This window comes from Bradyrhizobium sp. FW305-F6, from assembly GCF_058782905.1.
Window position 1 is genome coordinate 143,528 of sequence record NZ_JBYSYD010000005.1, and the last position, 17,793, is coordinate 161,320.

At 65.8% G+C, this 17,793-nt stretch carries 20 protein-coding genes; 12 read left to right on the forward strand and 8 right to left on the reverse strand.

The genetic code is table 11. From position 1 onward, the window contains the following. Positions 1-125 precede the first annotated feature (125 nt). Positions 126-746 (forward strand): TetR/AcrR family transcriptional regulator, encoded by a 621-nt coding sequence (locus tag AC3WLX_RS28780; RefSeq protein WP_492338525.1) that lies wholly within the window; start codon positions 126-128, stop codon positions 744-746. A gap of 55 nt (positions 747-801) precedes the next feature. On the opposite strand, the gene AC3WLX_RS28785 is transcribed toward AC3WLX_RS28780, so the two are convergent. Beyond that, positions 802-1,599, reverse strand: a complete 798-nt coding sequence (locus AC3WLX_RS28785; protein ID WP_492338526.1) for an adenylate/guanylate cyclase domain-containing protein — start codon at positions 1,597-1,599, stop codon at positions 802-804. A 406-nt stretch (positions 1,600-2,005) separates the two neighbouring features. Here AC3WLX_RS28785 and AC3WLX_RS28790 point away from each other — a divergent pair, with 406 nt between their 5' ends. The 3 genes from AC3WLX_RS28790 (at position 2,006) to AC3WLX_RS28800 (ending at position 2,925) form a co-directional block, all read left to right on the forward strand. Next, a complete protein-coding gene (locus AC3WLX_RS28790; RefSeq protein ID WP_492338527.1) occupies positions 2,006-2,374 on the forward strand; it encodes a rhodanese-like domain-containing protein in 369 nt (122 codons plus the stop codon). 94 nt (positions 2,375-2,468) lie between these two features. Beyond that, positions 2,469-2,600, forward strand: coding sequence for a hypothetical protein (locus AC3WLX_RS28795; RefSeq protein ID WP_492338528.1), 132 nt, complete (start codon positions 2,469-2,471; stop codon positions 2,598-2,600). 148 nt (positions 2,601-2,748) lie between these two features. Continuing rightward, positions 2,749-2,925 (forward strand): hypothetical protein, encoded by a 177-nt coding sequence (locus AC3WLX_RS28800; protein WP_492338529.1) that lies wholly within the window; start codon positions 2,749-2,751, stop codon positions 2,923-2,925. A gap of 594 nt (positions 2,926-3,519) precedes the next feature. On the opposite strand, the gene AC3WLX_RS28805 is transcribed toward AC3WLX_RS28800, so the two are convergent. From AC3WLX_RS28805 to AC3WLX_RS28820, 4 genes are all read right to left on the reverse strand, one after another. Beyond that, positions 3,520-4,710: an adenylate/guanylate cyclase domain-containing protein gene (locus tag AC3WLX_RS28805; RefSeq protein WP_291626481.1), complete on the reverse strand. Its 1,191-nt coding sequence runs from the start codon at positions 4,708-4,710 to the stop codon at positions 3,520-3,522. Between the two features lie 129 nt (positions 4,711-4,839). After that, positions 4,840-5,424 (reverse strand): HutD/Ves family protein, encoded by a 585-nt coding sequence (locus AC3WLX_RS28810; RefSeq protein ID WP_492338530.1) that lies wholly within the window; start codon positions 5,422-5,424, stop codon positions 4,840-4,842. Then, positions 5,399-6,355 carry an alpha/beta fold hydrolase gene (locus AC3WLX_RS28815; RefSeq protein WP_492338531.1) on the reverse strand — a complete coding sequence of 319 codons (957 nt, stop codon included), beginning with the start codon at positions 6,353-6,355 and terminating at the stop codon, positions 5,399-5,401. The genes AC3WLX_RS28810 and AC3WLX_RS28815 overlap by 26 nt, the downstream gene beginning before the upstream one ends. A gap of 176 nt (positions 6,356-6,531) precedes the next feature. Then, entirely contained in the window at positions 6,532-8,619 is a 2,088-nt protein-coding gene (locus tag AC3WLX_RS28820) for an adenylate/guanylate cyclase domain-containing protein (protein ID WP_492338532.1), read from the reverse strand. A gap of 309 nt (positions 8,620-8,928) precedes the next feature. On the opposite strand from AC3WLX_RS28820, the gene AC3WLX_RS28825 reads away from it, so the two are divergent. The 4 genes from AC3WLX_RS28825 to AC3WLX_RS28840 are packed head-to-tail and all read left to right on the forward strand — an operon-like array spanning position 8,929 to position 11,470. Continuing rightward, positions 8,929-9,234: a BufA1 family periplasmic bufferin-type metallophore gene (locus AC3WLX_RS28825; protein WP_492338533.1), complete on the forward strand. Its 306-nt coding sequence runs from the start codon at positions 8,929-8,931 to the stop codon at positions 9,232-9,234. Between the two features lie 40 nt (positions 9,235-9,274). Further along, positions 9,275-10,192 carry an MNIO family bufferin maturase gene (gene bufB, locus AC3WLX_RS28830; protein ID WP_492338534.1) on the forward strand — a complete coding sequence of 306 codons (918 nt, stop codon included), beginning with the start codon at positions 9,275-9,277 and terminating at the stop codon, positions 10,190-10,192. Continuing rightward, on the forward strand, positions 10,182-10,964 hold the full coding sequence (locus tag AC3WLX_RS28835) for an HvfC/BufC N-terminal domain-containing protein (RefSeq protein WP_492338535.1): 783 nt from the start codon (positions 10,182-10,184) through the stop codon (positions 10,962-10,964). Before bufB ends, AC3WLX_RS28835 begins: the two co-directional genes overlap by 11 nt. Further along, positions 10,961-11,470 (forward strand): DoxX family protein, encoded by a 510-nt coding sequence (locus AC3WLX_RS28840; protein ID WP_492338536.1) that lies wholly within the window; start codon positions 10,961-10,963, stop codon positions 11,468-11,470. Before AC3WLX_RS28835 ends, AC3WLX_RS28840 begins: the two co-directional genes overlap by 4 nt. 181 nt (positions 11,471-11,651) lie before the next feature. On the opposite strand, the gene AC3WLX_RS28845 is transcribed toward AC3WLX_RS28840, so the two are convergent. Genes AC3WLX_RS28845 through AC3WLX_RS28855 form a run of 3 tightly spaced genes read right to left on the reverse strand, consistent with a single transcriptional unit; the run spans position 11,652 to position 13,735 of the window. Beyond that, a complete protein-coding gene (locus AC3WLX_RS28845; RefSeq protein ID WP_492338537.1) occupies positions 11,652-12,497 on the reverse strand; it encodes an SDR family NAD(P)-dependent oxidoreductase in 846 nt (281 codons plus the stop codon). 1 nt (position 12,498) lies between these two features. Then, positions 12,499-13,059, reverse strand: coding sequence for a carboxymuconolactone decarboxylase family protein (locus AC3WLX_RS28850; protein WP_291622289.1), 561 nt, complete (start codon positions 13,057-13,059; stop codon positions 12,499-12,501). Further along, positions 13,037-13,735, reverse strand: coding sequence for a TetR/AcrR family transcriptional regulator (locus tag AC3WLX_RS28855; protein WP_492338538.1), 699 nt, complete (start codon positions 13,733-13,735; stop codon positions 13,037-13,039). Before AC3WLX_RS28855 ends, AC3WLX_RS28850 begins: the two co-directional genes overlap by 23 nt. Before the next feature lie 166 nt (positions 13,736-13,901). Here AC3WLX_RS28855 and AC3WLX_RS28860 point away from each other — a divergent pair, with 166 nt between their 5' ends. The 4 genes from AC3WLX_RS28860 (at position 13,902) to AC3WLX_RS28875 (ending at position 17,736) form a co-directional block, all read left to right on the forward strand. Next, positions 13,902-15,110, forward strand: a complete 1,209-nt coding sequence (locus tag AC3WLX_RS28860; RefSeq protein ID WP_492338539.1) for an ABC transporter substrate-binding protein — start codon at positions 13,902-13,904, stop codon at positions 15,108-15,110. 3 nt (positions 15,111-15,113) lie between these two features. Beyond that, positions 15,114-16,007 carry an MBL fold metallo-hydrolase gene (locus AC3WLX_RS28865; protein WP_492338540.1) on the forward strand — a complete coding sequence of 298 codons (894 nt, stop codon included), beginning with the start codon at positions 15,114-15,116 and terminating at the stop codon, positions 16,005-16,007. 10 nt (positions 16,008-16,017) lie between these two features. Continuing rightward, positions 16,018-16,986: a Bug family tripartite tricarboxylate transporter substrate binding protein gene (locus AC3WLX_RS28870; protein WP_492338541.1), complete on the forward strand. Its 969-nt coding sequence runs from the start codon at positions 16,018-16,020 to the stop codon at positions 16,984-16,986. Positions 16,987-17,190: 204 nt separating this feature from the next. After that, complete coding sequence (locus AC3WLX_RS28875; RefSeq protein WP_492338542.1) at positions 17,191-17,736, forward strand: VOC family protein; 546 nt, start codon at positions 17,191-17,193, stop codon at positions 17,734-17,736. The last annotated feature ends 57 nt before the right edge of the window (positions 17,737-17,793 follow it).

The following is a 17,793-nucleotide window of genomic DNA, read 5'->3' on the forward strand; positions in this document are numbered from 1 at the left end:
TGATCCAGTTCGCTTTCGAACGTCTCGACCTCGGCCGAGCCTTGCCGGCCGGCCTCGCATGCGGTAATTTCGCACTTGATGCGGAATTTTATCGCACTGAGTGTAAATTTGAATGAGGCGGTTGTGTGTCGAAACAGGACGGAGACGACGCATCACCAAAAAGCGAAGGACTGAGAGAGCAAAAGCGCCGCCAAACGCTGCGACGGATCACAGACACCGGCCTGAGGCTCTTTCTTCGAAACGGCTATGAGGCGACGACGCTCGATGCCATCGCCGAGGCAGCGGGAATTTCGCGCCGGACCTTCTTCTATTATTTCAAGTCGAAGGAAGACATCATCCTGGCCTGGCAAGAAGGTTTCGCCGAAGCGATAGGGCGCGCCGTTCTGGAGCAGTCCACCAAGCAGACGCCGCTCGAGGCGGTCAAGAATGCACTGGTCGAGCTCACCGCGTCCTACGAGGACCTTCGGGCCCGAAAGCAGATGATGGAGATCGACCGCTTCATCCGCAGCAACGAGACGCTTCGCGCCCGGGAGGCCACCAAATACGCCCAGCAGGAGCAGGCTGTCTTTGACGCGCTCAGCGTGCTATGGCCGCAGCCCAAGCGGCAAACGGCGCTCCGCATGGTCGCGATGGTTTCGATCGGAGCCTTTCGTCTTGCGATCGACAGTTGGAGCCAGGACGAGGGAAGGCGCCCCTTTGCCGCCTATTTGCATGACCGTTTCGCCAACATGAAAGCGGAAGTCTGAATATCCAGGGCTTGCTGGCTGGGCGGTATTCCCGCCAGGACCATCGCGATCGCCCTCACCGCTCCACCCGGTACAGGCGCCACCTTTCCGGGATGCCCTTGAGCCGGTGCTGGCCGTGATCCCTCAGGCTGATCGCGGATTGCGCCGTCATCAGCTCCTTGACCGCGCTCGACACCAGCACCTCGCCCGCGCGTGCTTTCGCCGCCACGCGGGTGCAGATGTGGAAGGCGAGACCGACCATCTCGCCGCCGCTGATGGTGTACTCGCCGGCGTGCAGGCCCACCCTGATCTCGAGGCCGAGCGTGCGCACGGCTTTCTGAAGCGCCGCCGCGCAGGCGATGCCGGCAGCGGGCTTCCTGAAAGTCGCCAGCACGCCGTCGCCGGTGGTCACGACCTCCTTGCCGCGGCACGCCTTCAGCTCCTTGCGGACCGCCGCGTAGTAATGGCCCATCACCTTGGTCCAGCGCGCATCGCCGAGCTTGGCGGCCTTCGCGGTGGAGCCGACGATGTCCACGATGAGGATGGTGGCGAGCGCCTGCTTGAGCTCGGCGGTGCGGGCGGCCGACCGGCGGCGGTTCGCGATCGTTCCGGTCAGCGGCTCATAGCGGTGGTTGCGGCGCCGCGCGATCGCGGCTTTCGCGTACTCCTGCGCGCGCTGCGCAGTGCGGCAACGGATCATCTTCTCCTGCGGCGACCGCGACCAGTAGACCTTGCGCCCGGCGCCGGCGCCCTGCACTTCCACGGCGCCCCATTTCAGGAAGACTGCCGAGCCGACGCGCCTGACGCACCACGCCTTCGACGTGTACCCGGAGACGTTGGATTGATGGACTCCGATGCGGAGAAATTTCGGCATGAAGGTGCGGCCAGAGACCGATTGCGCGTAGATCCCGCGAAAGCTAGTCGCACGATCCGGCGTTGGCAACCGCACTTGCGCAAGTCATCCCTCGGCCCGCGGGGGCAATCGCATATGATGACGTCCCCTGCGGCGCATCCTTCGAGACGCCCGCCTCCGGCGGGCCCTCAGGATGAGGACGGAGTGTGTGGCAGCTGTTTCGGTGGGCGCCAATGCCCGTTCAGCCTCATCCTGAGGGACCGCGAAGCGGTCGTCTCGAAGGACGAGGCGTGTGCTTAGGTCTGTCAAGAAGGCCATATGCGATTGCCCGACGTCGGCGCCGCAAGGCAATCGCATCCCGGAGCGACCTTCAGATCGATGTGCTATCCTCTCGCGGGGCGGCAGGAAACAAACCCGGAGAGAACCCATGCCAACGAGTGTCAAGCAGATGCTGGAAGCTGCGAACGCGGCGGTCCCGAAGATCACGTCCGAACAGGCTGCCGAGATGATCAGAAACGGCAACACGCTGGTCGTCGACGTTCGCGACGCGCCGGAAGTCGCCGCCAGCGGCAAGATCGCCGGCGCCGTGAACGTCTCGCGCGGGATGCTGGAGTTTCGCGCCGACCCGGAATCGCCTTATCACGACAAGGCGTTCGACAAGAGCAAGACCGTCATTCTCTATTGCGCGTCCGGCGGCAGATCGGCGCTCGCCGGCAAGCTCTTGAAGGATATGGGCTACGAGACCGTCTACAACGTCGGCGGCTTCAAGGACTGGAGCGGGGCGGTCGAGAAATAGGAGGAACGGCCGCGCGGTTCCACCGCCTGCGCTGCGGGCTCCGATAGGCACTTCCTGCGCAGGGCGCGTTGCGCTCCCATCGAAGGAGCTGCTGATGACCAGAACGAAGGCGTCCGATCCACAAGGCGCGGCGACGGGAACGCAGCCCGTGCTCAATCCCGGCGATGAAGCCTCGCCGGGAACACCGGGTACCGGTGACGATCTGTCAGGGCAAGGGGCGCATTGACGGCGCTCCCTGTGCCACCTGCGGAGGGCGTGGGACGATCACCCGGGCCATTGGCGGCGCCTGATCTTTCACGATCGAAGCTTCATCCTTGAAGCAACGATCTGCCGTCACGCGCGTTTTCCCTGCGGAGAAAACCGCGAGGCGCGCCATGAGCAAGGAAAAGCTGAAGCCCGAAGACTTCCCGATCGAAGCCGACAAGGACAAGCTGAAGACACACAAGGGCGAGACCGTCGCCGAGGCGCAGTCGGAGCAGATTGCCGATGAGATCGCAGATCGGCTCAACGAGCAAGCTCACAAGGAAGAGCAGGATCGCTGGTCGGCGTAGCGGGGACCGCGGCCGAAATTGGAACGCCCTGCATTCCCGCGCATTTGCCCTCTGCCAGGGTCACACGATCCCGGCGCATGGCGGCCTCGGCCCGACCCCCACCCCCGGACCGCCGGGCCGGGGCTGCCTTACCTCAGCCACAGAGCCGACATGAAAGCACTCGTTCTGGCAGCGTGCGGCTCTTGCCTCGCCCCTCACCGCATTTGCCCAGGGCGGCACCGGCGCATCCGGGACCGGTTCCAGCATCAATTCGACCGGGACCGGTGGGACGACCGGGGCAGGAGCATCCGGCCTCAACACGTCCTCGGACAACAATCGCGGCGGCGCCAGCGCGCCGGCGAAGTCGTCGACGATGCGGCCCGGAGACAACGATCCCGCACGGCAAACCCAGGGCGTTCGGCAGGCCGATTCGAACGCACCCGGCACCCAGCGCAAATAGCGCGTCACGGATGAATGAAGGCGTGGTGGACAGTCACCCGCGCACCATCCTTCGAGACGCCCGCCTGCGGCGGCAATTCAATCGCATTGAATTTTGCAGAAGCCGTCAAATCCATCTCAGGATGAGGATGGAGCGCGCATGCGCCAGCCCTGTCGTCAGTCCGGATAGGCAAACAGCTCGATCGGATTGCTGAAGCCGCGCACCTCGTGCCGGCCGACATGCTCCAGCGCGAATTCTTTCTCCACCAGCTCGGCGAAGGCGCGCGACAGCAGCACCTTCTTGCCGATAGTCTTGGTCAGTGCCTCGAGGCGGGAGGCCATGTTGACGGCGGGGCCGATCACGGTGAAGTCGAGCCGGCTCGATGAGCCGATATTGCCGTACATGACGTCGCCGACATGGACGCCGATGCCGTAGTTCAGCGGCGCACGGCCGGTCCCGCTGTTGCGCTCGTTCAGCGCGGCCATGGCCTGCCGGGCCTCGGTCACGGCATGCAGCAGGTTGGCGCAGGCGTCGGGCTGGCTGAGCGGGAAGATCGCGAGCAAGCCGTCGCCGATGAATTTCAGGATCTCGCCGCCGCGCCGCGCGATCGGCTCCGACATCGCCTCGAAATAGTCGTTGAGCAGATCGATCACGTCGTCGCGCGGCCAATTGTCGGAGATCTTGGTGAAATCCCTGAGGTCGCAGATCATGATCGCCGCGCGTACCGTGGTGCCGGTACCGCGCCTTGTGGCGCCGGCGAGGATGAGCTCGCCGGCGTGGGAGCCGACATAGGTCTCCAGCAGCGTGCGGGCCAGACGGTTCTTGATGCGGATCTCGCTGACGAGCGCCAGCAGCGGCAGCAGCTTCTTCAGTCCTGCGATATGCGCGTCGTCGAAACCGCCGGACCGGTCGGTCGCGAAGGTGACGAGATGCCGCTTGCCCAGCGTGTGGTAGAGCGGCCAGGCGACATAGTCGGTCAAACCCTTGGCCCGCATCTCGTCGTAGAGAGCGTGCTTGCGGCCGAGCGAGGGATCCTGCTCGAGCCTCTCGCGCACCTCCGCGCCGCCGTCCTGGATCTCGTGGGCTGCGCTGCCGATATACTCCGACCGCTCGCGAACCTCATAGTCGACCAGCGCGATCTCGGCATCGCTCCTGCCGTCGGACCACATCATGCGCGCGCCCAGCCATTGCGGGTGGTTGATCAGCACGTGGAGCGTGGCACGCTTCAGCGGAATGCCGGCCTGCTGAAGCCGGATGCACATCTGCGCGAAGATGTCGTCGATGAAGCGCTCGTCGCGCGTGCCGTTGGTGAGCCAGTCGATGACGCAATCGGCAGGCGTGGCGGCGTAATCGGGAAGCGCGTTCATGTCCTGCCCTCGAGCGACGGTCTGCGTTCGCGGCAGTTATCGTGCTCCACCTCACCGCGTCAACCTGCCCAATTGCCCGGTTTGTACGCAGCGCGTGCGGTTCCCAAATCGCGATGAGATCGGATGAATCTAGTTGACGATCCGGATCGATCCCAGCACGGCCAGGCCCGAGACGAGCCCGAGCTGCGATGTCCTGCTCAGTTCCACCTTCAGCGTGCCCTGTTTGGGAATCGCAAGAACCTCGCCGTCAAGCCGGATGGAGCAATCGCCGCGCGCGGCGTAGACGAGATGCGTGCCCGCGGCGAGCGGCCGCTCGCCGGGCTCCCCGAGCGCGAGGAGCTCGATCTCCGCCGCTCCGCGCCGCGCCATGAGGTTGACGACTTCGACAGGACCGGCCTCCAGCTCGGTCACGATATCGAGCTCGCCCGTGAAGCGCACCGTCGTAAAAGGTTCACGTTCGTCAAATTCCTGCGTCGGCGACTTCAGCACCAGCCCGCGCCCGGCGACGACCATCTGCAAGCGGTCGATCCCGGGCATATAGGAGAACGGGCCGGGCGCCACGATCGGCGTCGAGGCAAAACGCCAGAGCAGGCTGTCCCAGTCCTTCTGCGATGCATCGGCCCGATGGGCGTCCGCGATGTCGGTGAAAACGCCGCCGCCGTTCTTCCAGGGCGAGCGGGTGTAGTTGTCAGGTCTTAGCAGGGTGGCTTTCATGGAGATCCTCGATGCGACGGGGATGCGGGGAAGCGCGTTCGCGCGCGTTCAGGAACGGCTCGGCCTCCTTGCGCACCGCGTCCAGATGCGTGAACAGCGAGACATGACCGCCGTCGGCAAGCGCCAGCAGCTGGGCCTGCGGGATCTCCCGGCAGACGTTCTCAGCATGCGAGAAGGGCACGACGTTGTCGGCGCGGCCGTGCACGACGAGAGTTGGCGCGGAGACGGATGCCACGGCCAACTTCCCCGGCGCGGCGAACTGGGTGATGTCGTTGACCGTTCCAGGAATCCGGGCGTGCAGATGCGCGAATACGCTCGACTGCAAGGCATGGAGCAGCAGGCCTGCCTCCGGATGACGCAAGGTACGTTCGCGCAAGGCGTCGTCGGGAATCGCACGGCGCGCAGCAGCCTGCGGGTTCCGCTCAGCTCGCCATTTCAGGATTGCGGGCAACCCGGGAAGACGCGCAAGGTGGCGCATCATGCGCAGGCGCGCGGCGATCTCCGGCGGCGTTTGCAGTTGTCCCGTGCAGGCCGAGATCAGCACCAGCGAACGGCAGCGCAAGGCATATCGGGCGGCGAATTGCAGCGCCGAGGGACCGCCGGCCGAGACCGCGACGACTGCCGCAGCCGAGATCCCGAGCGCGTCGAGCAGCGCTGCATAGACGTCAGCCTGTTCGTCGGGCGAGGCGCCAAGCGCAAGGGGCGAGCCGAGATAGCCCGGACGGGACACGGCGACGACCCGCTTGTCGCTGAGCGTCGCAGCGAGGGCGCGCGCCAGCAGCCACGACTGGTCGTGGCCGCCCATGCCGCCATGGATGGCGAGGATCGCCGGCCCCTCGCCTGCGACCGCGCATTGGACCGCGCCGCGTGGGGTCTGCACCGAGACCGGAGCAGGCCCGGCGAGCGGCAGGCTATCCGGATTTGCAGTCATGTCGCGCCTTCCCAACGTCCGAGTGCGGCGGCCTCGAGATGACGCAGAACCCTCGCTGGACGGTGCGCCTAGGCGAACTGCAGACCAAGCGATCCTTTATTATAGGCCTTCCGCGACCTCAAGAGCCCAGGCTGCGGAATGCGCGGACACGAGCTGACGTCGCAGACTACGCGCCGCTATTTCGAAGCCAATGCCGCCACGGCCCGCCACGCGGCATCCGGCGCGGTTGACGAAAGCTGCCGGCACCGGTCGCGCATCAGCGCGGCCGGCCGATCATGGCCGCGCTGCTTCAAGACCGCTTCGAAATCGGCGAGTGCCTCGCCAAAGCGGCGCGCGCGATAGGCGGCGAGGCCGCGTTCGTAGTCCGCGATCCAGCCTAAGCCCGCTGCATTCTCGTCCGCCGTCCCGATCAGCTCGTGGACGGAGATTCCCTCCTCGCGCCCGTAGACGGCGATGCTGTCGAGCTCGCGCGTGATGACGGCACCGCGCGCCAGGCGTTCCGTGGCCGCACCGATCAGGATCTGCGTGCCGTAGGATTTGTTGGCGCCTTCGAGCCGGCTGGCGACGTTCACGGCATCGCCGATCACGGTGTAGTTCAGCCGCAGCTCCGAACCGATATTGCCGACCAGCATGCGGCCCGAATTGATGCCGATCCGGATCTGGAGCGGCTGACCGAGATCGTCGACGAGGCCGGATCGTTCGATCGCACTTCGGCAGGCAAGCGCCGCGCGGCAGCATCGCGCGGCGTGGTCGGCCTGCGGCTGCGGCGCGCCCCAGAACGCCATGACGGCATCGCCGATGAACTTGTCGATGGTCCCGCCATTGGCGACGATGATCTCCGAGGTGATGTCGAGATAGCGCGACAACAGCGGCACCACGCGATCGCCCAGCCGCTCGGACAGGCCGGTGAACCCGGCGATGTCGATAAACATCACGCTGAGCTCCTGGACGCTGCCGCCGGGCTTCGCCTCGACGCCCTGGCGCAGCAGCCCGCGAACGAGATCGGCCGGGATGAACTTGCGGAACGCGGACAGCCCGGCCGCCATCTCGGCGATCGCACCGGACAGGCTCGCGATCTCCTTGAGCCGTGACGGATGACGGCGCACCTGCTCCAGGGCGAAGGCCTCGACATGGCGAAGCTCGCCGACGACGCGCGACAGCGGCGCGGCGATGACGGACCGGGCCAGCATGGCCGAGACGAGGGCCGCAAGCACGGCGCCGATGGCAAGACCGAGGATCAGGCGCTGCAGCGTCGTCTCGACCGGCCCGAGAAATTCGGCTTCCGGGATCACGGTGGCGAGCGACCAGCCGGGAAACGGCAGCGGCGTCAACGCAACTTCGTAAGCCGCGCCGCCCGAGGTGAGACGGCTGCGCCAGGCCTCCTTGCGGCCGGTCTCGCCCGCCTTGTCGAGCGCTGCGCGCGCGAGCGGCAGCAGCGTGGTATCCCCGCGCGCGGGGTGGAGTTCGTCGGCCGCCTTGTCCGGCGCAGCGATGAGTTCGCCCCTATCGCCGATGATGAAGGCAGTCCCGGTGCGGCCGACCTCGAGCTGCGAGAGGAAGCGCGCCAGCCGCGTATATTCGATGATCACCGCGAGCACGCCCTGCCGCTCCTGATAGACGTCGATCGGGCCGGCGTAGGCGATCGACGGCCGCTCGCCGGTCGCATGGTCCGCGACTCTGAACCATTGCGGCTCGTCCGACGCGAGACCGGCCTTGAACCAGGCCTGATCGGCCACGCGGAATGAGGTCGGCTCGAAGCGGCGATTGGCGAACTCGATGTCGCCGGGCACCACGTCATATTCATCGACGCGGCGCTCGCCGGCATGATCGGTCAACGAGATCTCCATCATCTCGAGGCGACGATCGCCGAGCTTGTGGGCAGCGAAGAAGGAGCCGTCGGGCCAGCCGAAGGCGACCCAGGAGATCGTCGCCTGCGACTGCAATTGAGACAGAAACACGAACTCGCGCTTGTCGGCCTCGCGGGTGTCGAGCACGTTCTGCAAGAACAGGGTGCGGATCGCGGTATGCGCGGCGCGCGCCTCGTCGACGATGGCCGCGACTTCCTTGCGCACCGCGGCGACGATCTGCTCGTTGATGGTGGAGGCAAGCTGCCGGCTGGTGGCCTCTGCCGTGCGCCACCACAACAGGCTGGAGAGCGCGGCCGTCAGCAGGATCGCCGCCAGTACCAGCGCGGACACCGCCAGGCGGATGCTGAACGTCATCCTCGCGTTCGCATGAAGCCGTCGTTCGGGATCAATCTTCATCGCTGCCTTCGCCTGCGTGTCACGCGGATCACTGACGAGGCCTACGCCACGAGGTGCGCGTTCGTTACTCTGGCCGGAGCGCGCGCACCGCGCCAATGCCCGGCGGCTAACTTCTCGATAGAGCATAGGCATTGGCATTGAGCCTGCCTCCTGCCCGAAAATCCGTGGCCGGGCGCACCCTTTTGCGCCGATCCAACCGGTCTTCACGAACTCGTGAGCACTCTTGCCGGTAACGCGGCGATGCGCGGAGCGAAGGAGACCATGCGCGTATCGCCTGCCAGGCGATGTCATCTCAAACAGGAGAATTCCATGTCTGCCAAAAATACCGTCGCCTCCCTCGTCCTCGCCGGTGCAGTGTCGACGGCGCTCGCGACCCTTGCCGCCGCCGGCCCCCTGACCAAGGCCGAGGGCGAGGCGGCTGCCGCCGCCAAGAAGGAAAAGTGCTTCGGCGTCGCATTGAAGGGCCAGAACGATTGCGCGGCGGGTCCGGGCACGACCTGCCAGGGCACCTCCACCGTGGACTTCCAAGGCAACGCCTGGAAATTCGTGCAGGGCGGCACCTGCACCAGCATCGAGCTGCCGAACGGCAAGAAGGGTTCGCTCAAGCCCGTGTAATCGACGCGAGGTCGGCAGGACGCACGAAGGGAGCAGCACGATGAGCACGGTGATCAATTCCATCCCGCCAGCCGCGATGCCGCTCCGCTTCGCGCCGCCGATCGGCGGCGTGGCCGGGACGAGCTTCAAGCCCGAGCACCTCCCGGCAATCCTCGATGGCGGAGCTCGGCGTGGCTTCTTCGAGGTCCACGCCGAAAACTACATGGGCGCCGGCGGCCCGCCGCATCGCGCGCTGGAGGCGATCCGCCGCGACCATCCGCTGTCGCTGCACGGCGTCTGCATGTCGATCGGCGGGCCGCGGCCGCTCGACAAGGCGCACCTGGCGCGCTTCCGCGCCCTGGTCGCGCGCTACCAGCCGGCGCTGGTCTCCGAGCATCTGGCCTGGTCGACGCATGAGACCAGCTTCTTCAACGATCTTCTTCCGCTGCCCTATACCGAAGCGACGCTGGCTTGCGTCTGCGATCACATCGACCAGGTGCAGGAGGCGATCCGCCGGCCGCTGCTGCTGGAAAATCCATCGACCTATGTCGCCTTCCGCGAATCGTCGATGCGCGAGACCGACTTCATCCGCGCCGTCGCCGAGCGCACCGGGTGCGGCCTGCTGCTCGACGTCAACAACGTATTCGTCTCCGCAACCAATCACGGCTACGCGGCGCTCGACTATCTCCGGGACTTTCCGCTGGCGCAGGTCGAAGAGATTCATCTCGCCGGCCATGCCGAGCAGGCCGACGACGAAGGTGACCTGCTGCTGATCGACAGCCATGACGGCCCGGTCGCGGACGCGGTCTGGAAGCTCTACGAGATCGTCATCAGCCGCCGCGGTGCCGTGCCGACGCTGATCGAATGGGACAGCAAGATTCCGGACTGGCCGGTGCTGCAGGCGGAAGCCGCTGCGGCCCAGGCGATCCTCGATCGTCACCAGTCCGCTGCGCCGGCGGGAGACCGTCATGCCGCCTGAACCCGGCCTGTCCTTTGCCGCTGCGTTCGCGCCGGCGCTGCTCGATCCGGCGCGGAGCACGCCCGACGGCGTGACTGGCCCGAACGGCAAGGCCGCCGGCCGACGCTACGACGTCTACCGCAACAACGTCACGGTCAGCCTGATCGATGCACTCGCCGCGGTCTATCCGGCAGTGCAGCGCATCACGGGCACCGAGTTCTTCCGCGCCATGGCGCGCTTCCACGTGCGCAGCAATCCGCCGGCCTCACCGTTGCTATTCGAGTACGGTCGCGATTTCCCGGCGTTCATCGCGCAATATGAACATGCCCAGGCCATGCCTTGGCTTGCCGATGTCGCGCGCATCGAGCGGGCCTGGCTGGACGCCTATCACGCCGCCGACGCAGCGCCACTGCCGCCGACCCAGCTATCGGCCGTGCCGCCCGATCGCTTGGCCGATCTGGTGTTCATTCCGCATCCGGCCGCGCGCTGCCTGCGCTCGGACTACGCGGCCGTGACGATCTTCGCGGCCAATCGCGACAATGCACAGGCCTCGCGCATCGATGCCTCTAGACCGGAAGACGCCCTGATCACGCGCCCCGAATTCGACGTCGCGTTGCGCCACCTGCCGCCGGGCGGGGCGGTGTTTGCGGAGCATCTGTTGTCAGGACGGCCGCTGGGCGAAGCCGCGGCGCTGGCGCTGCAAGCTTCAGACCAATTCGACATTGCCGCGAACATTGCCGGGCTGGTCGATGCCGGCGCCTTCACTTCGATCGCTGACGGAGACCCATTGTGATCACGGACCAAAACATGACGACCGCCAGCGGCCTGCCGTCCCCCGGCGTACTCATCGACAAGGCCAATCGTCTGATCCAGACGCTTGCGACGCCGTCGCTCGTCCAGCTCGTGCTGCGCTTTGCGCTGGCCGTGCCGTTCTGGCGCTCGGGCCTGCTGAAATGGGACGGGTTCTTAAGACTCAGCGACACGGCCGTGACGCTGTTCAGCGACGAATTTATGCTGCATCTGCCGGGCGGGCCCTATCACTTCCCGGCGCCGACGGTGATGGCGTTCCTGTCGGGCTGCGGCGAGATCATGTTTCCGATCCTGCTGGTGCTGGGGCTCGGCACGAGGTTCGCCGCGCTTGGGCTTTTGGGCATGACCATGATCGTCGAGCTTACGGTGCCCGACGGCTGGCCGGTCCACCTCACCTGGGCGGCGATGGCGCTCGGCATCATGGCGTACGGACCCGGGAACGTCTCGCTCGACCATCTGATTTGCCGCGCGCGATCGGCCGCGAGTTAAAGACGCGATCCAATCGATCCACGAGCACGCCGTCATCCTGAGGTGCGCGCCCTTGTGCGCCTCGAAGGATGGGCTACGAGCGCCCGTGGCCCGTCCTTCGAGGCTCACCTTGCGATGCGAAATGCATCGCCAGGTGAGCACCTCAGGATGACGTCAGTGCGTGTTTAACGTCGTTCGACCCTCACATCCCGCTCAAGCCGCTATCGACCGCGAGGGTCTGCGCGGTGACATAGACGCTTTCGTCCGACAGGAAGAACAGAACGGCATAGGCGATCTCCCAGGCGGTGGCCTGGCGGCCGAACGGAATGTGGCCCTTGCCGCGATTGGGGCGGCCGGCACCGGCTTCGCGGCCGTTCGGAGTGTCGACAAGGCCGGGATAGACCAGATTGGCGCGGATGCCGCGGCGCGATCCCAGATGCGCGATGTTGCGCATCAACCCGCCGAGCGCGGCCTTGGACGAATCGTACACCGCCATCTGCGAGCCCGCCTTCAACGCGGCGATCGAAGAGATGAAGACGATGGCGCCGCCATCGTCGAATTTCGGCAGCGCGGCGCGGCAGCACAGCATGGGACCGCGGACGTTGACGTCGTAGATCCTGTTCCATTCCTCGGGACTGACGGCGTCGAGCCCGACCTTGCCGAAGGTGCCGATGTTGAGCACCATGCCGTCCAGTCCGCCCATCGCGCGATGCGCCTCCTCGATCATACGCCGAACGTCCGCTTCGGAGGTGACGTCCGCCGCGATGGCAAAGCTCTCGCCGCCTTCATCCGTGATGCGCTTGACCGTCTGTTCGGCAGAGCTGCGGTTGAGATCGGCCACGGCAACCTTCGCCCCCTCTCGCGCGCAGAGAATGCTCATGGCGCGGCCGTTGCCGATCGGGTCGGTGGCGGCCTCGAAGACGCGCTGGCCGCCGCCGACGACAAGGATACGGCGGCCCTTCATGCGCCCCCTGCCCTGCGCCTCGCCCAGCGATTCCGCGCTCGGCGGGCGGACGTAACGGTCCGGCTTGCTCTCGGTGTCCGCCATCTCAGCCGTCCTGTTTTTTGCCGCCGTCATATACCTTCATGCCGGCGGCGGGATCGAGATCGGTCTCGGTGGCCTCGGTGAGGCGCGCCATCATCATGTAGAAGCCGAGCGCGACGATGGATTCGACGATCTCCTGGTCGCTGAAATGCGCGCGAGCGGACGCGAAGGTCGCCTCTGCGACGCGGACGTTCTCGACCACCTCGCGTCCGAATTTCAGCAGCGCGCGCTCGGCCTCGCTCAGCGCATCCGCGTCGTAATCCGCGCGCTCGACGGCATCGATCTGTCCTTGCGTGCAGCCGACGCCGAGCGCGATCGGCACGTGCTGGCGCCATTCATAGGCGCCGCCCTCGAGCTGCGCGGCCTGCAGTATCAGGAGCTCGCGGTTGACGGCCGAGAGCTTCTGCTTGTGCAGGATCGAGTTGCCGAGCCGCATCGCCGGGATCATGTTGGCCTCGGCATGGGCCATCATGCGGAAGATGTTGAGCTTGACCGGCATGCGGTCGAACGAGGCGCGGATGTCGCCGCTCGTCGTCTCCGGATCAATCAGGGGCAGCCTTGCCACGGTTCTCTCCCTTGGGCTTTCGTTTCTTGTTGTCGGCGTCGTGGCCTGCCGCGATCAGCGACAGGAAGAAGGCGAGATAACGATCGATCGCCTCGATGACCTTCGGTCGCGGCGATGGCGCCGCGCCCATCACGTAGTGCTCGAGGCGGATGTAGATCAGGCCGGCGGCGAACAGGCGCGCGGTCTCCCGCGGATCCGGCGTCGAGATCAGGCCGGCGAGCGCGAAGCCGCGGAAATAATCCGTCATCAGGCTCTGCTCGCGCGCGTAGAAATGATCGGCGAACTTTGCGCGGATGCCGGGCACGCGGTTGCGTTCCGCGGTGATGACCTTCTGAAACTGGTGCTCGCGCGGGTCGGACCATTGCTCGACGAGGTCCAGCGCGAACTGCCGGCAGAACGCGGCGGGCTGCCGCGCCAGCTGCCTGTAGCGCGGCTCCTCCAGCCGGCTCGCCGAGCTGGCCGGACCGTGCTCGGCCACGATCGCCTCCAGGATGGCGGCCTTGCCGGGAAAGTGATTGTAGAGACTGCTCTCGCGGATACCGACGCGGCGCGCGAGTTCGCGCATGGACGCGCCGCCATAGCCGCTCTGCGCGAAAAGATTGAGCGCCTCGGAAAGAATCCGCTCTCGCGTGGTCGGCGCAGCGGCCTGCGCCGCGCTGGAAGTGTGGACAGCCATGACCGCTTGACTAACGAACGATCGTTAGCTAGTCAACCAGACGAACGATCGTTCGTTTGCCAGTCTGCCGGCAAGTGTCAGGGCCGGCAAGTCCACTTCGTTCGCTGTTATCGCGTTTCAACTCCGCTCCATCGAGAAGCGGAGAGCAATTTTGGGGAGACGATCCATGGCGCGCTTAACCCGCCTCGACCTCGCTGCGGCCTGCATCCTGTTGCCTCTGCTCACAGCCGGCGCCGCCTCTGCCCAAAGCAAGTACGATCCCGGCGCCGACGACAAGACCATCAAGATCGGCACCACCGCGCCGCTGAGCGGCCCGGTCTCGGCCTTTGCGCAGATCGCCAAATCGGCCGAGGCCTATTTCCGCAAGGTGAATGACGATGGCGGCGTCAACGGCCGGCGGATCCAGATGATCATCGCCGACGATGCCTACAGTCCGCCGAAGACGGTGGAGCAGACGCGCCGCCTGGTCGAGAGCGAGGAAGTGCTGCTGATCTTCGGCGGCGTCGGCACGCCGACCAACAGCGCCGTGCACAAATATCTCAACGACCGCAAGGTGCCGCAGCTCTTCCTCGGGTCCGGCGCAGCGAAGTGGGATGACCCGAAGAATTTCCCCTGGACCGTCGGCTGGCAGCCGACCTATCGCGACGAGGCGATCGCCTACGCCAGATACATCAAGGCGAGCCACGCCAATGCGAAGATCGGCGTGCTCTACCAGAACGACGATCTCGGCAAGGACTATCTGAAAGCGCTGGAGGAAGGGCTCGGCGGCGGCGAAGCCATTGTCGCCCGCGCGGCCTACGAGACCTCGGCGCCGACGATCGACACCCAGATCCTGCAATTGAAGACGGCGGGCGCCGATGTCGTGCTCGTGGCGGCCACGCCGAAATTCGCGGCGCAGGCGATTCGCAAGATCGGGGAGATCGGCTGGAAGCCGATCACCATCATCTCCAATGTCTCGGCCTCGATCAGCGGCGTGCTGGAGCCGGCGGGCAAGGACAATTCCACCGGCGTCATCTCCAGCCAGTACCTGAAGGACGCAACCGACCCCGCCAACAAGGACGATGCCGGCTACAAGGAGTGGCTGGCCTTCATGGACAAGTACATGCCCGAGGCCAACAAGGCCGACTGGCTCAACGTCTATGGCTACACCATCGCGCAGACGCTGGTGACGGTGCTGAAGGCCTCGGGCAACGACCTCACCCGCGCCAACGTCATGAAGCAGGCCACGACCATGAAGGACGTGCGGCTGCAGATGCTGATCAACGGCACGACGGTGAACAATTCACCCGAGCGTCATACGCCGATGACGAGCCTTCAGCTGATCCGTTTCGACGGCGCGCGCTGGGTGCCGTTCGGCGATCTCCTGAAGAACTGAAGCATGCGGCAGGTCAGGATCGGCAGCATGCGGATAGATCTCGTCAGCGAGATCGCCGCGCTTGCCTTCGACAAGACCTGGCTGTTCGCCAACGTCACCGACGCGGTGATCGCGGAGAACCGGAGCTGGCTCGATCACCGCTATATCGAGCCGGAGACCGGCCGCTTCATCCTCAGCCATCACTCCTACCTGGTGCGGACGCCGCGCTGGACCGCCATCGTCGATACCTGTTGCGGCAATCACAAGAACCGGCCGCGCGTGCCGGCGTGGAACAACCTGAATCAGCCGTATCTCAAGAACTTGCAGGCGCTGGGCATCACCCCCGAGCAGGTCGACTTCGTGATGTGCACGCATCTGCATGTCGATCACGTCGGCTGGAACACGCGTCTTCTCGACGGTCGCTGGGTCCCGACCTTCCCCAATGCGCGCTATCTGATGGGGCGGGAGGAATACCGCCATTTCGAAGCCGCGCATAACGCTGCGCCGAAAGTCCCCGTGAACCACGGCTCGTTCGAGGATTCCGTGCTGCCTGTGGTCGCGGCCGGCCTCGCCGAACTGGTCGAGACCGACCATCGCCTGTTCGATGATCGCGACGCGGCCCTGCGCTTCGCGCCGGCGCCGGGGCACACGGCCGGCAACATGCAGATCCATCTCAACGGCGGCCACGATCACGCGGTGATGTCGGGTGATGTCATCCATCATCCGATCCAGTGCGCCGCGCCGTGGCTATCGAACGCCGCCGACGCCGATCCGGCCGTGGCCCTCGCGACCCGAATGGCTCTGCTGGAGGAACTCGCGGACACGCCGAGCTATCTGCTCACCGGCCATTTTCCGGCGCCGACCGCGGGCCGCGTGATCCGACACGACGACGCCTATCGATTTCGTTTCGAGGATTAGGGGGACCATCATGAAGCTCCGCACCGCCACACTCTCATTGCTCGCATTGCTCTCGGCGATCTTACCGGCTCGCGCCGAGGACCCCTCGGCCTACCCCACCCGCAAGATCAGGATGCTGCTGCCTTATGCGGCCGGCGGCGGCGGTGACGTGGTCGGCCGGCTGCTTGCCGACGGCATGAGCAAGACGCTCGGACAGAGCATCTATATCGAGAACCACACCGGCGCCGCGGGAACGATCGGCACGAAAATGGTCGCAGCATCCGCGAACGACGGCTACACCATCACCGTCGGCGGCATGACAACGCATGTGCTGGCGCCCGCGATTTACCCAAAGCTGTCCTACGATCCGATCAAGGATTTCACGACCATCGGCCGCGTCGGCACCTCATCGATCATGCTGGTCGCCACCAAGAATTTCGCCGCCAACGACATCAAGGGCCTAGTCGCGATGGCCAAGAAGGGCGAGGCGATCCAGTACGGCAGCTGGGGTGTCGGGTCGACCGGGCAATTCTGCGCGGAGATCCTGATGCAGCAGACCGGCATCAAGATGGATCACGTGCCCTTCAACGGCATTGCGAAGCTGGCCGGCGATCTGCTCGGAGGACACATCTCGCTGGCAACGCTCGACGTCGCGACCGCGACGCCGCTGGTCAAGGAGGGCTCGATCAAGGCGCTGGCCGCCTGCGGCGAGCGCTCGCCGAGCCTGCCTGACGTCGCCAGCTACAAGGAACAGGGCGTGCCGTTCGACCGCAGCCTGTCCTGGGCGATGTACGCGCCGGCCGGCGTGGCCGCGCCGATCGCCCAGAAGCTGTCGGCGGCGCTGAAGGAGGCGCTCGGCGACGAGGTCGTGAAGCAGAAGCTGCTGGCGCTGGGCATCACGCCGCAATTCGTGTCCGGCGAAGAGCAGCGCGACATCAATGCCCGCGACATCGCTGCCTGGAAGCAGGTGGCCAAGGACGCGGGCATCGAGGTCAAGTGAGTAAGTGGCGGACAGCTTGCTTGCGGCCATCCTTCGAGACGCCCGCCTGCGGCGGGCCCTCAGGATGAGGTCCCGTCTCGTGGTGAGATATCAAACCCTCATGGTGAGGAGCCCGCAAAGCCGGCGTCTCGAACCATGGAGGCCGCGCTCGTGCGCAGTCCCGCTACCGTAGCAATGAAATAGATCGAGAACAGGAGCGCGGGCATGAGCCGCATCTTCGGCGCGGTGCGCCAGAACGGATATGTTGTGCGGGACATCCACGCCGCGATGAAGCACTGGATCGAGGTGATGGGGGTCGGGCCATGGTACTACATGGACCGGGTCAAGACCGATTGGTTCCGCCATCGCGGCCGGGATTCCGCCGTCGAGATGAGCATTGCGCTCGCCAATTCCGGCGATCTCCAGATCGAGCTGATCCAGCAGCGCAACGACGCGCCTTCGCTCTACAGGGAATTCCTCGAGGCCGGGCACGAAGGGCTCCAGCACATGTCGTACTGGAGCCACGACTACCAGGCGCTCTATGACAAAGCGCTCGGGCTCGGCTACAGGATCGGCCATGAGGGCCAGATCGGTGGCGACAAGGGGCGCTTCGCCTATTTCGACACGCAAGCCCATCCCGGCACGATCATCGAGATCTCCGACATCAGCGGCACCAAGGGACCCTTCTTCGAAAAGGTCCGGCAGGCCGCGCTGAACTGGGACGGTACGCGGCCGATCCGCGAGGTGGGCGGCCGAACCCAGGGCCAGTAGCCACTTCAGCGAAACTCGAGCGCCCGAGATCGAATCGCAGTGGCGAAGCGCGCCGCG

Coding starts and splice junctions, on each gene's coding strand:
- AC3WLX_RS28820 (WP_492338532.1), bottom strand. CDS start 8,619: ATGAAGATTGATCCCGAACGACGGCTTCATGCGAACGCGAGGATGACG.
- AC3WLX_RS28795 (WP_492338528.1), top strand. CDS start 2,469: ATGACCAGAACGAAGGCGTCCGATCCACAAGGCGCGGCGACGGGAACG.
- AC3WLX_RS28875 (WP_492338542.1), top strand. CDS start 17,191: ATGAGCCGCATCTTCGGCGCGGTGCGCCAGAACGGATATGTTGTGCGG.
- AC3WLX_RS28855 (WP_492338538.1), bottom strand. CDS start 13,735: ATGGCTGTCCACACTTCCAGCGCGGCGCAGGCCGCTGCGCCGACCACG.
- AC3WLX_RS28825 (WP_492338533.1), top strand. CDS start 8,929: ATGTCTGCCAAAAATACCGTCGCCTCCCTCGTCCTCGCCGGTGCAGTG.
- AC3WLX_RS28785 (WP_492338526.1), bottom strand. CDS start 1,599: ATGCCGAAATTTCTCCGCATCGGAGTCCATCAATCCAACGTCTCCGGG.
- AC3WLX_RS28865 (WP_492338540.1), top strand. CDS start 15,114: ATGCGGCAGGTCAGGATCGGCAGCATGCGGATAGATCTCGTCAGCGAG.
- AC3WLX_RS28810 (WP_492338530.1), bottom strand. CDS start 5,424: ATGAAAGCCACCCTGCTAAGACCTGACAACTACACCCGCTCGCCCTGG.
- AC3WLX_RS28790 (WP_492338527.1), top strand. CDS start 2,006: ATGCCAACGAGTGTCAAGCAGATGCTGGAAGCTGCGAACGCGGCGGTC.
- AC3WLX_RS28870 (WP_492338541.1), top strand. CDS start 16,018: ATGAAGCTCCGCACCGCCACACTCTCATTGCTCGCATTGCTCTCGGCG.
- bufB (WP_492338534.1), top strand. CDS start 9,275: ATGAGCACGGTGATCAATTCCATCCCGCCAGCCGCGATGCCGCTCCGC.
- AC3WLX_RS28805 (WP_291626481.1), bottom strand. CDS start 4,710: ATGAACGCGCTTCCCGATTACGCCGCCACGCCTGCCGATTGCGTCATC.
- AC3WLX_RS28800 (WP_492338529.1), top strand. CDS start 2,749: ATGAGCAAGGAAAAGCTGAAGCCCGAAGACTTCCCGATCGAAGCCGAC.
- AC3WLX_RS28860 (WP_492338539.1), top strand. CDS start 13,902: ATGGCGCGCTTAACCCGCCTCGACCTCGCTGCGGCCTGCATCCTGTTG.
- AC3WLX_RS28835 (WP_492338535.1), top strand. CDS start 10,182: ATGCCGCCTGAACCCGGCCTGTCCTTTGCCGCTGCGTTCGCGCCGGCG.
- AC3WLX_RS28815 (WP_492338531.1), bottom strand. CDS start 6,355: ATGACTGCAAATCCGGATAGCCTGCCGCTCGCCGGGCCTGCTCCGGTC.
- AC3WLX_RS28845 (WP_492338537.1), bottom strand. CDS start 12,497: ATGGCGGACACCGAGAGCAAGCCGGACCGTTACGTCCGCCCGCCGAGC.